The 16,912-nt window shown below is 68.8% G+C and carries 15 protein-coding genes; 7 read left to right on the top strand and 8 right to left on the bottom strand.

All coding sequences use genetic code 11. The features are described 5' to 3' along the window. Window positions 1-11 precede the first annotated feature (11 nt). From DVK03_RS09335 to DVK03_RS09320, 4 genes are all read right to left on the bottom strand, one after another. Complete coding sequence (locus tag DVK03_RS09335; protein ID WP_115802800.1) at window positions 12-1,058, bottom strand: 50S ribosomal protein L10; 1,047 nt, start codon at window positions 1,056-1,058, stop codon at window positions 12-14. Continuing rightward, entirely contained in the window at window positions 1,055-1,693 is a 639-nt protein-coding gene (locus DVK03_RS09330; protein WP_004043003.1) for a 50S ribosomal protein L1, read from the bottom strand. Before DVK03_RS09330 ends, DVK03_RS09335 begins: the two co-directional genes overlap by 4 nt. Window positions 1,694-1,998: 305 nt before the next feature. Further along, window positions 1,999-2,478: a 50S ribosomal protein L11 gene (locus tag DVK03_RS09325; protein WP_004043005.1), complete on the bottom strand. Its 480-nt coding sequence runs from the start codon at window positions 2,476-2,478 to the stop codon at window positions 1,999-2,001. A 116-nt stretch (window positions 2,479-2,594) separates the two neighbouring features. Then, window positions 2,595-3,659, bottom strand: a complete 1,065-nt coding sequence (locus DVK03_RS09320) for a M42 family peptidase (protein ID WP_115802799.1) — start codon at window positions 3,657-3,659, stop codon at window positions 2,595-2,597. A gap of 162 nt (window positions 3,660-3,821) precedes the next feature. Between DVK03_RS09320 and DVK03_RS09315 the strand changes: the two genes are divergently transcribed. The 3 genes from DVK03_RS09315 to DVK03_RS09305 all read left to right on the top strand — a co-directional run bounded on the left by DVK03_RS09315 (window position 3,822) and on the right by DVK03_RS09305 (window position 6,184). Next, entirely contained in the window at window positions 3,822-4,172 is a 351-nt protein-coding gene (locus DVK03_RS09315; protein ID WP_115802798.1) for a hypothetical protein, read from the top strand. A 159-nt stretch (window positions 4,173-4,331) separates the two neighbouring features. Then, window positions 4,332-5,441 (top strand): mevalonate kinase, encoded by a 1,110-nt coding sequence (mvk, locus tag DVK03_RS09310; protein WP_115802797.1) that lies wholly within the window; start codon window positions 4,332-4,334, stop codon window positions 5,439-5,441. Next, window positions 5,438-6,184, top strand: coding sequence for an isopentenyl phosphate kinase (locus tag DVK03_RS09305; RefSeq protein WP_115802796.1), 747 nt, complete (start codon window positions 5,438-5,440; stop codon window positions 6,182-6,184). Before mvk ends, DVK03_RS09305 begins: the two co-directional genes overlap by 4 nt. 48 nt (window positions 6,185-6,232) lie before the next feature. On the opposite strand, the gene DVK03_RS09300 is transcribed toward DVK03_RS09305, so the two are convergent. After that, window positions 6,233-6,979, bottom strand: coding sequence for an MBL fold metallo-hydrolase (locus DVK03_RS09300; protein ID WP_115802795.1), 747 nt, complete (start codon window positions 6,977-6,979; stop codon window positions 6,233-6,235). Between the two features lie 133 nt (window positions 6,980-7,112). Between DVK03_RS09300 and DVK03_RS09295 the strand changes: the two genes are divergently transcribed. Continuing rightward, window positions 7,113-9,869, top strand: a complete 2,757-nt coding sequence (locus DVK03_RS09295; RefSeq protein WP_115802794.1) for an ATP-dependent helicase — start codon at window positions 7,113-7,115, stop codon at window positions 9,867-9,869. A 46-nt stretch (window positions 9,870-9,915) separates the two neighbouring features. Here DVK03_RS09295 and DVK03_RS09290 read toward each other — a convergent pair whose 3' ends face one another. Further along, window positions 9,916-12,570 carry an AAA domain-containing protein gene (locus DVK03_RS09290; protein ID WP_115802793.1) on the bottom strand — a complete coding sequence of 885 codons (2,655 nt, stop codon included), beginning with the start codon at window positions 12,568-12,570 and terminating at the stop codon, window positions 9,916-9,918. A 138-nt stretch (window positions 12,571-12,708) separates the two neighbouring features. Between DVK03_RS09290 and DVK03_RS09285 the strand changes: the two genes are divergently transcribed. Further along, window positions 12,709-13,293, top strand: coding sequence for a hypothetical protein (locus tag DVK03_RS09285; RefSeq protein WP_115802792.1), 585 nt, complete (start codon window positions 12,709-12,711; stop codon window positions 13,291-13,293). Window positions 13,294-13,394: 101 nt separating this feature from the next. Then, the gene (locus DVK03_RS09280) at window positions 13,395-13,622 is read left to right on the top strand and encodes a hypothetical protein (RefSeq protein WP_004043015.1); all 228 of its coding nucleotides are present in this window, start codon (window positions 13,395-13,397) and stop codon (window positions 13,620-13,622) included. A gap of 11 nt (window positions 13,623-13,633) precedes the next feature. Here the strand turns inward: DVK03_RS09280 and DVK03_RS09275 are convergent, their stop codons facing one another. Continuing rightward, window positions 13,634-14,596 carry a zinc-dependent metalloprotease gene (locus DVK03_RS09275; RefSeq protein ID WP_115802791.1) on the bottom strand — a complete coding sequence of 321 codons (963 nt, stop codon included), beginning with the start codon at window positions 14,594-14,596 and terminating at the stop codon, window positions 13,634-13,636. A 111-nt stretch (window positions 14,597-14,707) separates the two neighbouring features. Here DVK03_RS09275 and DVK03_RS09270 point away from each other — a divergent pair, with 111 nt between their 5' ends. Then, on the top strand, window positions 14,708-15,526 hold the full coding sequence (locus tag DVK03_RS09270; protein WP_115802790.1) for a VOC family protein: 819 nt from the start codon (window positions 14,708-14,710) through the stop codon (window positions 15,524-15,526). Between the two features lie 57 nt (window positions 15,527-15,583). Here DVK03_RS09270 and DVK03_RS09265 read toward each other — a convergent pair whose 3' ends face one another. After that, window positions 15,584-16,744 carry a rhodanese-like domain-containing protein gene (locus tag DVK03_RS09265; RefSeq protein ID WP_115802789.1) on the bottom strand — a complete coding sequence of 387 codons (1,161 nt, stop codon included), beginning with the start codon at window positions 16,742-16,744 and terminating at the stop codon, window positions 15,584-15,586. Window positions 16,745-16,912 lie beyond the last annotated feature (168 nt).

The raw sequence follows: 16,912 nt of genomic DNA, 5'->3' as shown, positions 1-16,912 counted from the left end.
CTTGTGTGTTGTTAGAACAGGGAGCCGAGGGCGTCGCCAGCGTCTTCGTCGTCGCCGTCGTCGTCGGCGGCGTCGTCGTCTTCGGCGGCGTCTGCCTCGTCGGCGTCCGCTGCTTCTTCGTCAGTCGATTCTTCTTCCTCGGCGGCACCCGTGTCAGCCGCGGACACGCCGCGGAGTTCCTCGGGAAGCGCCTCTTCGTCGTCGATGTTCGCCGCGAGCGCCCGAAGCTGGGCGTCCGCCTTCGAGATGAGCTCGGGCATGAAGTCCGGGCTCTCGATGTTGGCGAACAGACCGACGGCCTTGGCCTCGCTCGTCGCCTTGGCGATGAGCGTCGGCGCGGTCTGGGCGGTCGGGTAGACCGCGTTGACAGAGAGGTTCGTCGCGGCGGAGACGGCCGACTGGATGTCGGCGCGGTACTCGTCCACGTCGATGGCGAGTTCGTCGGGCTCGAACAGGACGCCTTCGGAGAAGACGCCGCGGAGGTCGAGACCGACCTCCTTGGGCTCGATGCCGAGTTCCGCCAGGACGTTCGCGAGTTCCTCGGAGACTTCCTCGCCCTCGGAGAGGACGTTGGAGTCTTCCGTCACCTTGATCGAGCCGTCCATGATGCGGGCGGACGCCCCGACCTGCTGGAGTTCGCCGACGAACGGACCCGGGTCGACACCGGTGTCACCCTCGGGGATGACGATGTCGTTCGGGGCGACTTCACCGGCGTTGATGGGCGCGGGCGTCTTCGACGCCTCGAGCTCCTTGAACAGGGCGAACGGGTTGTCGTTCGTGCCGATGAGGGCGACCTGCCCGGCGATGTACTCCTTGAGCTCCTCGAAGCCGTCGTTGACTTCGTCGAGCGCGCGGTTCACGAGCGTGTTCCGGCTCATGCGCACGGCGGCCGAGCCGTGAAGCTCGCGGCGCATGGACTGAAGCTGGCGGCTCGGAATGCCCGCGACGCCGACGACGCCGACGGATTCGTAGGATTCGATGAAGTCGACGAGCTCGTCGACCTCTTCACGCTTCCACTGCGGGATGACCTCGGTCTGCCGAACCTCGGATTCGCTCATGCGGGCACCTCCACGGACGGCCCCATCGTCGTCTTCACGTAGACGGAATCGATGTTGAGCGGGCCCTTTTCGAGCGTCGCTTCGAGACGACGGACGATGACGTCGATGTTCTCCGCGATTTCGTCGGGCGTCATGTCGTCTGCGCCGACGCGCGTGTGGAACGTCCGACGGTCACGCGAGCGGAGCTGCACCGTGTTCTTCATCCGGTTCACCGTCTCGACGACGTCGTCGTCGGGCTGAAGCGGGGTCGGCATCTTACCACGGGGACCGAGCACGGTACCGAGGTAGCGACCGATGTCCTGCATCAGTCCAGCCTCGGCAACGAAGAAGTCGGTCTCGTCGGCAAGGTCTTTCGCCGCATCGGTGTCGTCGCCGAAGTCTTCGAGCTCATCGGGCCCGAGAACTTCGTCGGCGGCATCCTCTGCGCGGAGCGCGGTTTCACCGGTCGCGAACACCACAATCTGGGTGTCCTGGCCGGTGCCAGACGGGAGCACGATGCTCTCGTCGACACGCTTCGACGGGTCGTTAAGATCTAAGTCTCGCAAGTTCACGGCGAGGTCAACCGTTTCGCGGAAGTTCCGCCCGGGTGCCTCGTCGAGAGCGCGAGAGACTGCGTCAACTATTGTGTCTGCCATTATTCACCTCCGTAGTACGCAGGATTGCTCCTACGGGTCAGTGAAACAGGCTACTGCCTGCCTCGTCCGGCAGGACGAGTAGGCTCAACTTAAGTCCGTCGAACTACGGGAGCCGAAACCCTCGAATTCGGGGGTTTCGCGTGCCACAGCCACACATGCGGGCTGGCGAGCACGCGAGCGATGTGAGGTCGTCGACGGTCGGGCCGCTCCGGGTCGAATCGGGTCGGTGGAGAGAAGAAAGCGGGCCGAGTCGACTCGGCCCGACGGAAAGGGCGGTTCGAACCGCCGAGACGGTTCCGAGACGATTACTCGTCGTCGAAGTAGTCGTCGAAGTCGCCGCCGTCGATGCGCTGTTTGAACGTGCGGGCGTCTTCGCCCTCGATGGTGACGCCGAGGGACGCACACGTCCCGGCGACTTCCTTCGAGGCGTTCTTGAGGTCGTACGAGAGCAGGTCAGAGGACTTCTGCTCTGCGACCTTCTTCAGCTGTTCGATGGACATGTCGGCGACGAAGTTCTCCTGGGGTTCGCCGCTGCCGGTGTCGAATCCGACTTCGTCCTTGATGAGCGCCGCCGTCGGCGGGACGCCGACTTCGATGCTGAACGAGCCGTCGTCGTCGTACTCGACGGTGACGGGGACTTCCATGCCGTCGAAGGCAGCCGTCTGGTCGTTGATGTCGTTGACGACGTCCTGCACGTCGACGGGGGTCGGGCCGAGTTCCGGGCCGAGCGGCGGACCGGGGTTCGCCTTCCCGCCGGGAACGAGTACTTCGATAGTTCCAGCCATACGTGGAAACACCGTGTGGCGACTTTTAACGGTTTTCTTTCGGCCGGAGGCGTGTGCGACAACTACGCACAGATGGCGGAGTCACCGCCCGCCAGCCGACGGGTCGACGGGGACGCTCACAGTTCGACGCCGAACGACTCCACGTCGCCCGCGAGCGCGGCCATCGACCCGAGGAGTTCGGCCACGTCGTCGAGGTCGCTCGTGGAGACGACCTCCACGGGCGTGTGCATGTAGCGGTTCGGGATGCCGACGTTGAGCGAGGGGATGCCGGAGCGACTCGTGTAGAAGGCGTCCGCGTCGGTGCCCGTGCGGATGCCGGCGGCCTGCAACTGCACGCCGATGTCGGCCTCTCCGGCCGCGTCGCGGGCGAGCGCGACGACGTTCGGGTGGTTCGCGCTCCCGCGGGAGACGACCGGTCCCTCACCGAGTTCGACCGGCCCTTTGCGCTTGCCGGGCACGTCGGGGTTGTCCGTGGCGTGGGTCACGTCGACGGCGACCATCGCGTCGGGGTCGAGGTCGTAGCCGACCATCTTCGCGCCCTGCACGCCGACTTCCTCCTGGACGGTGCTGACGGCGTACACCGTCGCATCCACGTCGGCCTCGACGGCGGCGCGCAGTCCCTCGGCGGCCGACCACGTGCCCACGCGGTTGTCCATCCCGTTGGCCGCGACGCGGTCGCCCGCGAGGTCGCGGACCCGCGCTTCGACCGTCACGGGGTCGCCCACTTCGACGTGGTCCTTCGCGTCGCCCTTGCTCGTCGCGCCGATGTCGACGAACTGCTCTTCGAGGTCGTCGTACTCCTCGCTGCCCACGTCGCGGAGGTGGATGGCGGTCTGACCGATGACGCCCGCCACGTCGCCGTCGTCGCCGTGGACCGTCACGTGCTGGCCCTTCGAGACGGTGCGGTCCGCGCCGCCGATGGGGCCGATGCGGACGAAGCCGTCGTCGTCGATGTCGCGGACGATGTAGCCGATCTGGTCCGCGTGGCCGGTGAAGGCGATTTCGGGGCCTTCGCCGGTGCCCTCGTGGACCGCGACGGCGTTGCCGTAGTCGTCGACCGTCACGTCGTCGGCGAACTGCGAGACGTAGTCCACCCACACGCGCTGGCCGGCGACCTCGTAGCCGGACGGACTGGGTGTGGTGAGCAGGTCTTCGAGGAAGGCGCGTCGGTCGTCGTCCATACGGGACGTTCGGGGGCGGCGAAACAAGAACACAGCGACTCCAGCACACCACACCGGAAGCCGAGCAGAGCGTCGTGGCTCGCAGCGTCCCGCGGCGGCCCGAGACGGCCCTATCAGTCCGTCGCCACAAGGCATATCCATCTTGTGAACGTACTGACGAGTATGGCCGACTTCACCCTCTTCGAGGTTCACCTGCACGACGGCTTCGAGTTCAGTCCGACCAACAGCGCGCCGCTCCTCTCCAAGGGCGTCGACGCCCTCACCGACGCCGACGACGAATCGCGCGACGACTACGACGCCGAGTTCGACGCCGACGAAAGCGACGAGTTCGACGAGGCCGACGACGCCGAGTCGGGCGGCCGCCCCGGACTGGGGCTTCTCGTCGGGCTGGTTCTGCTCGTCGGCATCGCGGCGGCGGTCCGCTACATCCGCGGCGACGACGACCTCGACGAACTGGCCGACCTCGACGACGCCGACGACGAGGAGCGCGACGAAGTCGAAGTCGACGCCTGAGCCGGCATCCCGAACACCGTTTTTCCGCGGCCGTTTCCACCGAGCGTTTCCACTGACCGGTTCTCCCGACCGTTTCCACCGACTGCTCCCCTCGACGCCCGCGGCCGGGTTCGACCGCAGTCGGATACCCTTAAGCGAATCCCGTAGCAACTCCGGGGTATGACCGTTTCGAGCGCTCCCGGCAAGGTGTATCTGTTCGGGGAGCACGCAGTCGTCTACGGCGAGCCGGCGGTCCCCTGCGCGGTCGAGCGCCGGGCGACCGTCACCGTCTCCGCCCGCGACGACGACCACGTCCGCGTCCGCGCCGAGGACCTGAGTCTCAACGGCTTCACCGTCGAGTACCGCGGCTCGACCGGCGACCGGCCCGACGTGGACGTTCCGGCACCGCTCGTGGAGGCCGCGATGGGCTACATCGACGCCGCGGTCGACCAGGCCCGCGCCGCCGCCGACGCGCCCGACGCCGGCTTCGACATCACCGTCGAAAGCGACATCCCGCTGGGGGCCGGCCTCGGCTCCTCCGCGGCGGTCGTCGTCGCCGGCATCGACGCCGCGACCCGCGAACTCGGCGTCGAACTCGAACCGCGCGAACTCGCGGAACGCGCCTACCAGGCCGAACACGAGGTCCAAGACGGACAGGCCTCCCGCGCCGACACCTTCTGCTCCGCGATGGGCGGGGCCGTCCGCGTCGAGGGCGACGACTGCCGGACCATCGACGCGCCGCCCCTCCCGTTCGTCATCGGCTTCGACGGCGGCGCGGGCGACACCGGCGCGCTCGTCTCCGGCGTCCGCGCGCTCCGCGAGGAGTACGACTTCGCCGCCGACACCGTCTCGACCGTCGGTGACATCGTCCGCCGGGGCGAGGAACTGCTGGCCGAGGCGGACCCCGACGCCGACGACCCGCCCGAAGAACTCCTCTCCGAACTCGGCCGCTTCATGGACTTCAATCACGGCCTCTTGGAAGCCCTCGGCGTCTCCTCGCGCTCGCTCGATTCGATGGTGTGGGCCGCCCGCGAGGCCGGCGCGTACGGCGCGAAACTGACCGGCGCGGGCGGCGGCGGCTGTATCGTCTCCTTGGACCCGACGCCCGAGACGCAGACCGCGCTCCGGTTCACCCCCGGTTGCGAGGACGCCTTCCGCGCCGAACTCGCCACCGAGGGCGTCAGAGTCGAGGTGCCGCCGGACGCGGATGCGGACGCCGAGGGCGAGGGCGAGCGCGAGCGCGACCCCGACGACGGGAACGGGACGGAGACGGGGGCGGACTCGTCGTGAGCCTCGTCGTCCTCAAACTCGGCGGGAGCGTCGTCACCGACAAGGACGAACCGGAGACGGTCGACGAGGCGGGACTGGCGGCCGCCGCGGACGCGGTTGCGACCCTCGCTGAATCGGGCCGCGTCGTCGTCGTCCACGGCGGCGGGAGCTTCGGCCACCACCACGCCGCCGAACACGGCGTCTCCTCGGAGTCCGGGAGCCACGACGCCCGCGGCGTGCGCGCCATCCACGACGCGATGAAGTGCCTCAACGACGCCGTCCTCGACGCCCTCGAAGAGCGCGGCGTCGCGGCCCTGCCGGTCCACCCGCTTTCGGCCGGCGCGCGCGAGGCCGACGGCTCGCTGTCGCTTCCGCTCGCGGCGACCGAGACGATGCTCGACGAGGGCTTCGTCCCGGTCCTCCACGGAGATGTCATCGCGCACGCGGGCAAGGGCGCGACCATCGTCAGCGGCGACGACCTCGTGGTGTCGCTCGCGTCCGGCCTCGGCGCGGACCGCGTCGGCCTCTGTTCGACCGTCCCCGGCGTGCTCGACGCCGACGGCGACGTGATTCCCGAGATTACGGCGTTCGCGGACGCGGCCGACGCGCTCGGCGGGTCGGACTCAACCGACGTGACCGGCGGGATGGCCGCGAAGGTGCGAAAACTGCTCGCGCTCGGCGCGCCGGCGCACGTCTTCGGCCCCGAGGGACTGTCGGCGTTCGTCGCCGGCGAGTCGCCGGGAACCGTCATCCGCGGAGAGTGAGAGGAGTCGGGATCGGATTCAGACTCGGAGTCAGACTCAGACTCAGACTCAGAGTTCGACGACCAGCCCGTCTTCTGCGACCCGGACCTCGCCGTCGAACTGTTCGCTCACGCTCGCCCGGAGGTCGTCGGTGACGCGGTCGGCGTGCGGGTAGAGATGCGTCAGGTAGACCGAGTCGATGTCCCGCCCGGCGAGCGCCTCGCCCACCTGCGACGGCGTCGGGTGGTTCGACACGTCCACGTCGTCCGGGAACGAGCAGTCGTGCGCGAGGACGCTCGCGCCGTCGGCGAAGTCGCCGAGGGCGGAGAACGCCTCGGTGTCCCCCGAGAAGACGAAGTCGGCCTCGCCGCGCTCGTTGCTGAAGCGGTAGGCGAGCGTCGGCATCGAGTGGCGGACTTCGAACCCCATCACGTCGAAGCCGGCGATGCCGAACTCGGTCGGGCCGACCTCCCGAATCTGGATGTCGAGGCGGCCTCGGAGGTAGTCGTGGACGTCGAACAGCCCCTCGACGAGTTTCTCGGTCCCCTCCGGGCCGACGATTTCGAGGCTGTCAGCGCCGGCGAGCCACCGGGCTTTCACGAGCGCCATGAGGTCCGAGACGTGGTCGAGGTGGTGGTGCGTGAGGAGGACCGACGAGACGCCCTCGTAGCCGACTTCCGTCTCGGCCAGTCGGGCGAGGACGCCCGACCCGCAGTCCACGAGGAGGGCGTTACCGTCCGATTCGAGGAGGAGCCCGGTCTGGGCGCGGCCGGTGACTGGCATCGCACTACCGGTTCCGAGGAACGTGACTCGCATGCGCAGAGCTACCACGGCGGCGGCGTTAGTCCTTGTGCTCGCATAAACGAGTCAATCCTCGTTCCCGGCGGCGGGTCCGACCACCGCGGGGACAGGCACAACCCTCATACCCGCGCAGGCTAACCCCGAGGTAATGACCCGGCGCGGCCGCTCGCTTCTCGCGTCGAGAGGCGGCGACTACGAGTTCGACCCCGAGTCGGTGTCGGTCGCCGACGAGGACGTGCTCGACCTGTTGGAGCCCGCCGTGCAGGAGTGGTGGGTCGACCGGTTCGGGGAGTTCGTCCCCGGCAACGGCGGCTTTTTCACCCCGCCACAGCGTGGGGCCATCCCGCGCATCCACGACGGCGACAACGCCCTCATCTGCGCGCCGACGGGGTCGGGCAAGACACTCGCCTCCTTCACGGCCATCATCAACGAGCTGTTCCGCCGGGAGCGCGAATCCCCCGACGGCCTCGACAACTCGGTGTACTGCCTCTACGTCTCGCCGCTGAAGTCGCTCGCCAACGACATCCACCGGAACCTGACCGAGCCGCTGTCGGGCATCGCCGACATCGCCGCCGACCGCGGCGAGACCGTGGACATCAGACACGCCATCCGGCACGGCGACACCTCCTCGGCGGACCGCCAGAAGATGCTCTCGGAGACGCCGCACATCCTCAACACGACGCCCGAGACGCTGGCGATTCTGCTCAACTCACCGAAGTTCAAAGAGAAGCTCCGAACCGTCGAGTACGTCGTCGTCGACGAGATTCACAGCCTCGCGGAGAACAAACGCGGCACCCACCTGTCGGTGTCGCTGGAGCGACTGGAGGACCTCGCCACGTCGTCGCCGACACGCATCGGCTGTTCGGCCACCGTCGAACCGCTCGACACGGTCGCGGAGTTCCTCGTCGGCCGCGAGGACGGCGAGCCCCGCGACTACGAACTCGTGGACACGCGGTTCGTCCGCGACTTCGACGTGCGACTGGAGTGTCCGACAGACGACCTGATTCGGACGCCCCGAAGCGAGGTCCAGAGCCGGTTTTACGACCGCCTGCACGACCTCGTCGCCTCGCACACGAACACGCTCGTGTTCACCAACACGCGGTCGGGCGCGGAGCGCGTCCTCCACAACCTCCGCGAAGGGTTCGACGACATCGACGAGTCGAACTCCGGCTGTCACCACGGGAGCCTCTCGAAAGATCGCAGACAGGAGATAGAATCGAAGCTGAAGGCGGGCGAGTTACGCGTCGTCACCACCTCCACGAGCCTCGAACTCGGCATCGACATGCCCCACATCGACCTCGTGGTGCAGGTCGGCTCGCCCAAGTCGGTCGCCGCGCTCCTCCAGCGGGTCGGCCGCGCGGGGCACCAGCTCGGCCAGACGGTCGAGGGCCGCGTCATCGCTCTCGACAGAGACGAACTCGTCGAGTGCGCGGTGATGCTCTCGAAGGCCGAGTCAGGGTTCGTCGACCGGGTGTTCATCCCCGAGAACGCCTTCGACGTGGCCGCCCAGCAGGTGTACGGGATGGCAATCAACGCGATTCGCCCCGAGTCGGAACTCCGCGAGACGCTCCGGCGGGCCTACCCGTACCGGAACTTCTCGGACGACGACTTCGAGCGCCTGTTCCGCTATCTCACCGCCGACTACGACGGCCTCGAAGACAAGAACGTCTACGCGAAAATCTGGCGGGACACCAACGACCCGCCGGACGGCGAACACCACTACGAGGAGTATCCCGTGGGCGAACCCCTCATCGGCAAACGCGGCCGGATGGCCCGCGTCATCTACATGACCAACATCGGCACGATTCCCAACTCCTTCACCTGCGACGTGCTGGTCCGCGGGGCCGACCAGTGGGTCGGCACGCTCGACGAGGGCTACCTCGACACGCTGGAGAAAGGCGACGTGTTCGTCCTCGGCGGCGACCACTTCGCCTACCGCTACCGCCGCGGGTCGAAGGTGTACGTGGACCGCACCTCACAGCGCCCGACGGTCCCCTCGTGGTTCTCCGAGCGCCTGCCGCTTTCGTACGACCTCGGCCGCGAACTCGCGGCGTTTCAGGCCGACCTCGTCGACCGACTCGACGCCGGCGGCGCGCCCGCCGTCAGGTCGTGGCTCCGGGAGTTCCCGCTCGACGAGAACAGCGTCCGCGCCGTCACCCGGATGTTCGACGAGCAGGTCAGATACGCCGGCCCCGAGAGCGTGGCGACGCCCGACAGGCTCGTCGTGGAGACCGAACTCGACCGCGAGGCCTACCGCCGACAGTTCTACGTCCACTGCACCTACGGCCGGCGGTTCAACGACGGCCTCTCGCGGCTCCTCGCGTACCACGCCGCCCGCCGGACGAACGCGAACGTGCAGGTCGCCGTCGCCGACAACGGCTTCTCGCTGTCGATGCCGCTCAACCGCAAAGTCGACCTCGCGGGCGTCCTCCGCGACCTCGACCCCGAGGCAGTCGAAGCCGACCTGCGGGCCGCCCTCGACGGGACCGACCTCCTGAAGCGCTACTTCCGCATCAACGCGACGCGCTCGCTCATGATTCTCAAGCGCTACAAGGGCTACGAGAAGTCCGCCGCCCAACAGCAGGTCTCCTCCGAGATGCTGCTGTCGTTCGCGCAGGACCTCGACGAGTTCGCCGTGATGGAGGAGACCTACCGCGAGATTCTCGAAGACAAACTGAACCTCGCCGCCATCGAGGACGCGATAGCGGCGATTCGGGCGGGCGACGTGGACGTGGTCGGCCAGCAGGTCTCGTCGCCGACGCCGCGGGCGTTCGGCCTCGCCACGCTGACCGCGAGCGACGTGGTCCTCGCCGAAGACGAGAGCGCGGCGCTCCGGGAGTTCCACGAGCGCGTCAAGGCCGAAATCGGTGACGACGAAGCGGACCTCGGCATCGACGTGAACTGACAACTGATAGGATAGCGGTTCGACGGTCGGTGCGCCGCGGAGACGCCTACCGCCGCGCCCACGCGAGCATCCGGTCGTAGAACGGGTCGGATGCGAGCGCGTCGGCGTCGCCGACGAGACACAGCGCCTTCTTCGCCCGCGTCAGCGCGACGTTGATGCGGCGGTGGTCCTCGAACAGCGGGCCGTCCAACTCGCCGGTGGCGACGAACGAGACGACGATGACCTCCTTCGAGGAGCCCTGGAATCGGTCGACCGTGTCGACGGTGGCGTCGGTTCGGCGGGAGATTTCCGCGACCTGCGCCCGGAACGGAGCGATGACGCCGATGTCGTCGATATCGACGCCGGCGGCCTCGTAGGCGGAGACGACCTCGGCCACGCGGTCGGCCTCCGTGGGGTTGGTGTTGCCGACGCGCCGGCCGCCCGGGTCGACGAAGGCGACTTGGTCCGCGAGTTCGGCGGGGAGGTCCGCGGTGTCGACGCCGAGGTCGCGGAGGTGCTGGGCGGCGACCGCGCCCGTCGCCGGGCGGAGCGCGCCGTCGTAGAACTCCTTCGAGGCAAAGGCCTGAATCCGCTGGGACATGCGGTACTGGCGGTCGAGCATGACCGAGGCGTCGGGGTACGTCTCGATGAGTCGCTGGAAGAGCGATGTCTGGAGGTCGTTTTCGGCGCGGACGACCGGCGGAAGCTGTTTGTGGTCGCCGACGAGGACGAACCGGTCCGCGAGGTTGACCGCGGCGAGCGTCCCCGGTTCGGTTATCTGCGACGCCTCGTCGACGAGCGCGGCGTCGAACGACTGCTCGCGCATCACGCGCGACCCGCAGGAGGCGGTGGTCGCGGCGACGACCGGCGCGTCGCGGAGGGCGGCGGCGAGCGCGTTCGGGTCGCCGCTCCGCGAGAGGCGCACGTCCTGCATGTCCTCTCGGACGCCCGATTCGGTTCCGACGCGGACGATGTCTTCGAATCCTTGGTCGCGCAGGGCTTCGAGCGCGTTGTCGACCGCGCGGTTCGTGAAGGCCGACAGCAGGACGCGGTTGCCGTCTTCGACGAGCGCGCGGATGGTCCGGGCGATGGTGTAGGTCTTGCCCGTCCCCGGCGGCCCGTGGATGAGCGCGAGGTCGTCGGCGTCGACCGCGAGGCGCACCGCGTCGTCCTGGGCGTCGTTGTTGTCGATGAACGTGCGGCCCGCAGAGCGGTCCGAAACGTCGGGGTCGCGGCGGCCGAACAGCACGTCCTTGCGGTCGGGCGAGCCCTTGAGCACCGCGTCGTGGAGGGCGGTGAGCAGGCGGTCGACGGTGAGTTCGGACGGGTACACGTCGAGGCGGCGGAGCGGCACGGGTTCGTCGGTCGTGACGACGATTTCGTCGCCGAGTTCGACGATGCGCGCGAGTTCGGCGTGCCCCTCGACGGGGTGGCCGTCGCTGGCGAGCGCCACGTCGCCGGCGCGGAGCTTCGACACCGCGTCGTCGGTCTGCTTCGCCCGGAGTTCCCACGTGCCGTCGGCGCGCTCGGTCTGGCCGAGGGGTTCGAGGCCGATGAGCGCCCGGTCGTCGTCCGCGCGCTCCTCGGCGCTCTGGTCCCAGAGTTTGCGGTACTCGTTGTGGACCGACCGGCGCTCCTCCTCGACGGCGCGGTAGAACCGGTCGAAGTAGTCGCGTTCGTCTTCGGGCACCGGTTTCCCGACTGCGCCGGCTTTCGACTCCTGGTCGAGCCTGCCGGAGACGACCATGCAGGTGTCTTTCTCGAAGCAGTACTCGCACTTCGAGTTCACCTCGTAGCCGGTCGGCACCGACGCGTCGTGTTCCATCGCCGCGATTTCGTTGCGGGTGCGGACGACGAATTCGAGCAGGCCGCGGCCGATGGAGAAGTCCTTCGCCGGCGAGAGGTCGCCGGACTCCTCGGTGCGGTCGAGCGTCGTGTTCTTCGTGTAGAGGAGCGTCCCCGTGTCGACCGGGACGCCCCGCTCGTCGAGGATGAGCGCGTAGGAGGCGGCCTGAATCTTGTCCTGAAACCGCGGGTCGCGGTTGAGGTTCTTGCCGGTCTTGAGTTCGACGGGCGACCCCCGGCGGAGGGCGTCGGCGCGGCCTTTGATGCCGAACGTCGGTGAGATGAGGGTGTACTCCGAGCGCCACTCGTCTTCGTCGGTGAGGACGCCCTGCGAGAGCCACCCCTCGATGGCGGCGGCGTTGCGGCGCACCTCGTCCGCGACTTCGTCTACCTCGCGGCCGAGCAGGCCGAGTTCGAGGCCGCGCTCGTCGATGCGCTCGTCGATGGACGAGTCGAGGTCGCGGCCGCGGAGGAGGTCGCCGAACACGTCGTGGACGATGGTCCCCTTCACCACCGGGTAGTTCAGCGGGATGCCCGAGAGCTTGTTCAGGTAGTACATCCGCGAGCACTGCACCCACGAGCGGATGTCGGTCACGTCGACGAGGAAGTCGGGTTCGACGACGACGAACGACTCGGAGCCCGTCGAGTACGTCGTCTCGCCGCGGTACTCCGACTCCTCGGCGTCGGTGACGAGGATGTCCATGCCCGGCTCGGCGTGTTCGGCGGCGTGGGTCCACTTCCCCCAGAGGGTGACGGTGACTGGCTCTCCGGTCCCGCGCTCGGGGCGGAGCGTCACCTCCGCCAGCGAGCGCTCGCCGTACTTCGTTTCGACGTCGCGCGGCTCGCCGACCTCGACGAGCGGACCGCGAAGGTTCACGTCGAAACCGTCGGTGAGGCGCGGGCAAATAGCCGTCGGTGGAACCCGGGGACCGGACGTGCGCCCGCGACGGGGCGGGGCGCGCCCGAACCCCCCGCGACCGTCACGCTCTTTCTCTCCCGCGCGGTACGCACATCCATGCGCGTCAGAGATTGGCAGGACATCCTCTCGGAGGTCGTCGACGCGGGCCGCGACCGCGACCGCGACCCCGACGCGTGGCGGGCCGTCGCGGGGAATCGCCGCCGAAGCCTCGGCGAGGACCTCTTTCTCGCCCACCCCGACGCCGGCGTCTACCAGCTGAAGACGTACGCGAAGAACCCCTACGAGGTCCGCGGCGTCGGCGCTCGCGTCGCCCGCCGCATCGACGACGACCTCGACCCGCTGTTCCCGCGTCGGCGCGACGACGGCGACGGCGAGGCCACCCCCGGCCGGTTCGCCGTCCAGAACCCGCCCGAAGACGAGTCGCAGGCCGAGTCGATGGCGCGGCGGCTCGAAGAGACCGTGAAGGTCCACGCCGACGCGCCGACCACCGCCGACGACTTCTTCACCGACGTGATGGAGGCGCTCGACAGTCCGGCGTTCGGCCCGATGGACTACGAGTTCGACGCCCGGCCCGACCGCCTCGACGACCTCACGGAGGAGTTCACGGACGCCGACGAACTGCTCTCGTCGGACCTCGACGACCTCATCGAGTCCGACGGCGTCGACCGCGGCTTCCAGTGAGAACCTCGGTTTCAAACCCTCGGCATCCAATACACGGATATGGACGATAGGCTCGGCGGGCGGTCGCGACACTCCCCGCACGGCGCGACTTCGGAGGGACGATGGTCGGTTCGAGCATGAGCGACGAGGAGACGCGACTCGCCAACAACCGACTCAAAATCGGCTTCATCCTGCTGGTCGGCGCGTCGGCCGCGCTCGTCGCCGTGCAGGCGGGGGCGACGCTCGTTCAGGCCGCAGTCGCGCTGCTCTGTGGGGTGGTCATCGGGGGGCTCCTCACGTGGTATCTGCGGCGGTGGAGCCGCGAGTTCACCGCGGTGAACCGCCGGTAGCGACGCCGCCCTCAGGGCGACACCCGGGCGACCCATCGCTCGGGCGCGTCCAGTTCCGCGTCGGTCGGTAAGTTCTCCGGATGGTCCCACACCTGCGACGCGGCGGCGACGCCGCGCTCGTCGGCGACGTGCTCGAAGAAGCGAGCGCCGCGTTCGTACTGCCGGCGCTTGAGGCCGAGTCCGAGGAGCCGACGCGCGAGTTTGGCGACCGGGCCGCCGCCCTGCCGACGCTCGTCGAGCTTCCGGCGGAGGTCCTCGTAGTCGTCGTCGAACGCCCGGTCCATCAGCAGTTCCGCGTAGCCCTCGACGGCGGTCATCGCCGTGTCGAGTTCGCGGAAGGCGTCGCGGTCGAGGTCGCCGTCGACGAGGGCGTCGACCCCGCGTTGCATCCGCGATTCGAGATGCGTCGAGAGCCACGGGGCCGCGCCGAACTCCGCGGCGTGCGACACCTCGTGGAAGGCAATCCAGCGGCGGAACCGCGGGTAGTCCACGTCGAGGCTGTCGGCGACCCGGCGGATGTTCGGGTGGACGAAGTACAGTCCGTGGTCGTCGTCGCCGTCGGCGAGGAGCAGCGGGTCGTACTGGCCGAGGACGTTGTTGCCGAGAAACGAGAGGACGAAGGCGAACGACCCGGTGTTGACGGCGCGCGTGAACCCGGGGAGCACGGTGGGGCCGTGTTCCTCGAACGGGACCATCACCCGGCGGAACGTCGCCACGTTCGCGTCTATCCAGTGGTGTCGGTTCTGGACTTCGACGACCTCGGGCACGTCGAACTCCACCTCGGCGACGGCCGCGAGGCGGTCGCGCGCGTCGCGAACGTCTGCCGCGTAGCCCGCGCGCTCGGCGTCCGTGAGGTCGAGCGAGCCGGGGTCGGTCGCGGACTTCGCGGCCTCGGCGACGGCGTCCCAGTCGATGGTTCCGGAGCCGGTTGCCGAAGCGTCCGCGACCGCTCTGACGCTCCGAAAGAGGTTCATACCGTATCGTGGTGGGCCGGACGCAAAACGCTTCGGTCGGGGGAGTCCGACTCGCTAACTCGCAGACAGGACCGCCCCTAAGCACTATACCGAGTCGAACGTGGAAGGCGTATGGACCGAACCATCGACCACGTCGCGTTCGGTGGGACCGAACTGTACGAACTCCGGGCGGCCGCGAGCGAGGTCGGACTGACGCCGACGTACGGCGGCGAACACGGGACCGGGACGACCCACATGGCCGTCGTGCCGTTCCCCGACGGATCGTACCTCGAACTCATCGCGCCGACGCTCGGGACCGACGCCACGGACGCCGGCTTCTGGCCCGACTACCTCGCTGCCGACGCCGGCCCCGCGGCGTGGTGTCTGGAGACCGACGACGCCGCCGCCAGCGCCAAGACCGCCATCGACGCCGGCCTCCCCGTCGACGGCCCCCACGAGGCCTCTCGCGCCCGACCGGACGGCCGCCTCGTCGAGTGGGACATGTGTTTCGAGGGGTCGGACCAGCGACTCCCCTTTTTCATTCACGACCGCACCCCGCGGGGCTACCGCGTCCCGGAGGCCGCGCCGAACGCGTCGCTTCGCGGCCTCCAGACCGTCGTCGTCGCCACCCGCGACCGCGAGGCGACCGCGGCGCTGTTCGCCCGGCGACACCGGTACCCCTCGCCGGTCGATATCAACGGCCCGTTTCCCGAGTTCGCCACGCTTCCGGGCACGCCGCTCGCCCTGTGCGAACCCGGCGACGGCGCGCTCGACGCGCGCATCGACGAGGTCGGAGAGGGGCCGTGTGCGTTCCTCGTCGGCGTCACCGACCTCGACCGCGCGCGCACCGCGCTGTCGCTCGGTCCCGAGATTCGATACAGCGACCGGCGCATGGCGTGGTTCGACCACGACCTGTTCGACGGTCGGTTAGGCGCGGTCGAACTGTCCTGAACCGACCGATTCCGTCCTGAAAAGCCTCGAATCACCGACCGATGCCGGACGGTCGGCTCAGGCGGCGCAGTTGTTCGGTCCGAGTTCGAGTTCGGTCGCCTCCTCCTCGCCGCCGACCGAGGCCCGCCCGGTGTTGATGTCGATGACGCGCTCGTAGTTCGCGGGCTTCTCGGGCGTGTCCTCGGTGACGCGGGCGACGAACGCCGACTCGTCCATCGACAGCAAGTCGAGTCCCTCGCGCAGGTCGCCGAGCGTCGCGCTCACGAGTTCGCCCGGCGCGGCGACGCCGTAGCGCCCGTCCGCCCCGACGGAGACGTGGCCGGGGAGGACGCGCGTCTCGTCGGGCAGCGACAACAGCGTGTCGTGAAGCGTCTCGTAGAGGAGTTCCGCCCCCGTCGCGGCGTCCGAATCACCGAACTGGAGTTCCGTCCGGCCGACCGATTCGACGAACAGCGTGTCGCCGGTGAGGAGGAACCGACCGTCGACGAGGTAGTTCGTCATGTCCGAGGTGTGCCCCGGCGCGTGCATCGCCTCGATATCGTAGTCGCCGACGGCCAGCGTCTCGCCGTCGTCCAGCGCGGTGAACTCGTGGGCCACGTCGCGGTCGGTCGCCTCCGCCCCGAGGTAGTACGGCACGCCGAGGCGGTCAGCGAGGGCTCGCCCGCCCGAGACGTGGTCGGCGTGGACGTGCGTGTCGAGCACACCAGCGACCGTCATCCCGGCGTCGGCGGCGACGAGTTCGAACTCGTGAATCTGCCGGGTGGCGTCCACGACGACCGCCTCGCGGGCCGACCGCGAGCCGACGACGTAGCCGAGACAGCCCTTTGCGCGGCGCTGGACCTGCGCGACGAACAGATCGTCGTCGCCGGTGTCGAGTTCGACTACCTCGTACAGTTTGCTCCAGTCTTCCATGCCGCCTTTGACGACCTCCACGTCGTCGTAGCCGCGTTCGGCCAGTTCGAACCCGAACGACGTCGAAGACAGCCCTTTCCCGCAGATGGCGACGACCGGCCCCTCACCGACGAGGTCGCCGACGCGGTCCCAGTCCCAGTCGCCGCCGAGGCCGTCGACGGGGTGGAAAGGGACGTTGACCGCGCCCTCGATGTGCCACGACTCGAAGCTCTCGGGCGGCCGCGTGTCGACCACGGTGAACGACTCTCCCGCGTCCACCCTGTCTGCGAGTTCGCCCACGGTGAGCTGGTGAAGGAGTTTGCTCATGTGTTTAGCTATGGGAATGACGCACAAAACCGTTTGTGGCGGATTCGGGGCCGCGGTCTCGCGTGGCGTCGACTCGACTCGCGTCGGCGTCGTCGTGGCTGCACCGAACTGAGCGACAGCGCCGCCGCTCACCGGGCGAGCGTCAGAAAAGTCGAATCGGAAGGTCGT

This window comes from Haloferax sp. Atlit-109R (assembly GCF_003665865.1).
GTDB classification, from domain to species: Archaea; Halobacteriota; Halobacteria; order Halobacteriales; family Haloferacaceae; genus Haloferax; species Haloferax volcanii.
This window is presented reverse-complemented; position numbering and strand designations above follow the sequence as displayed.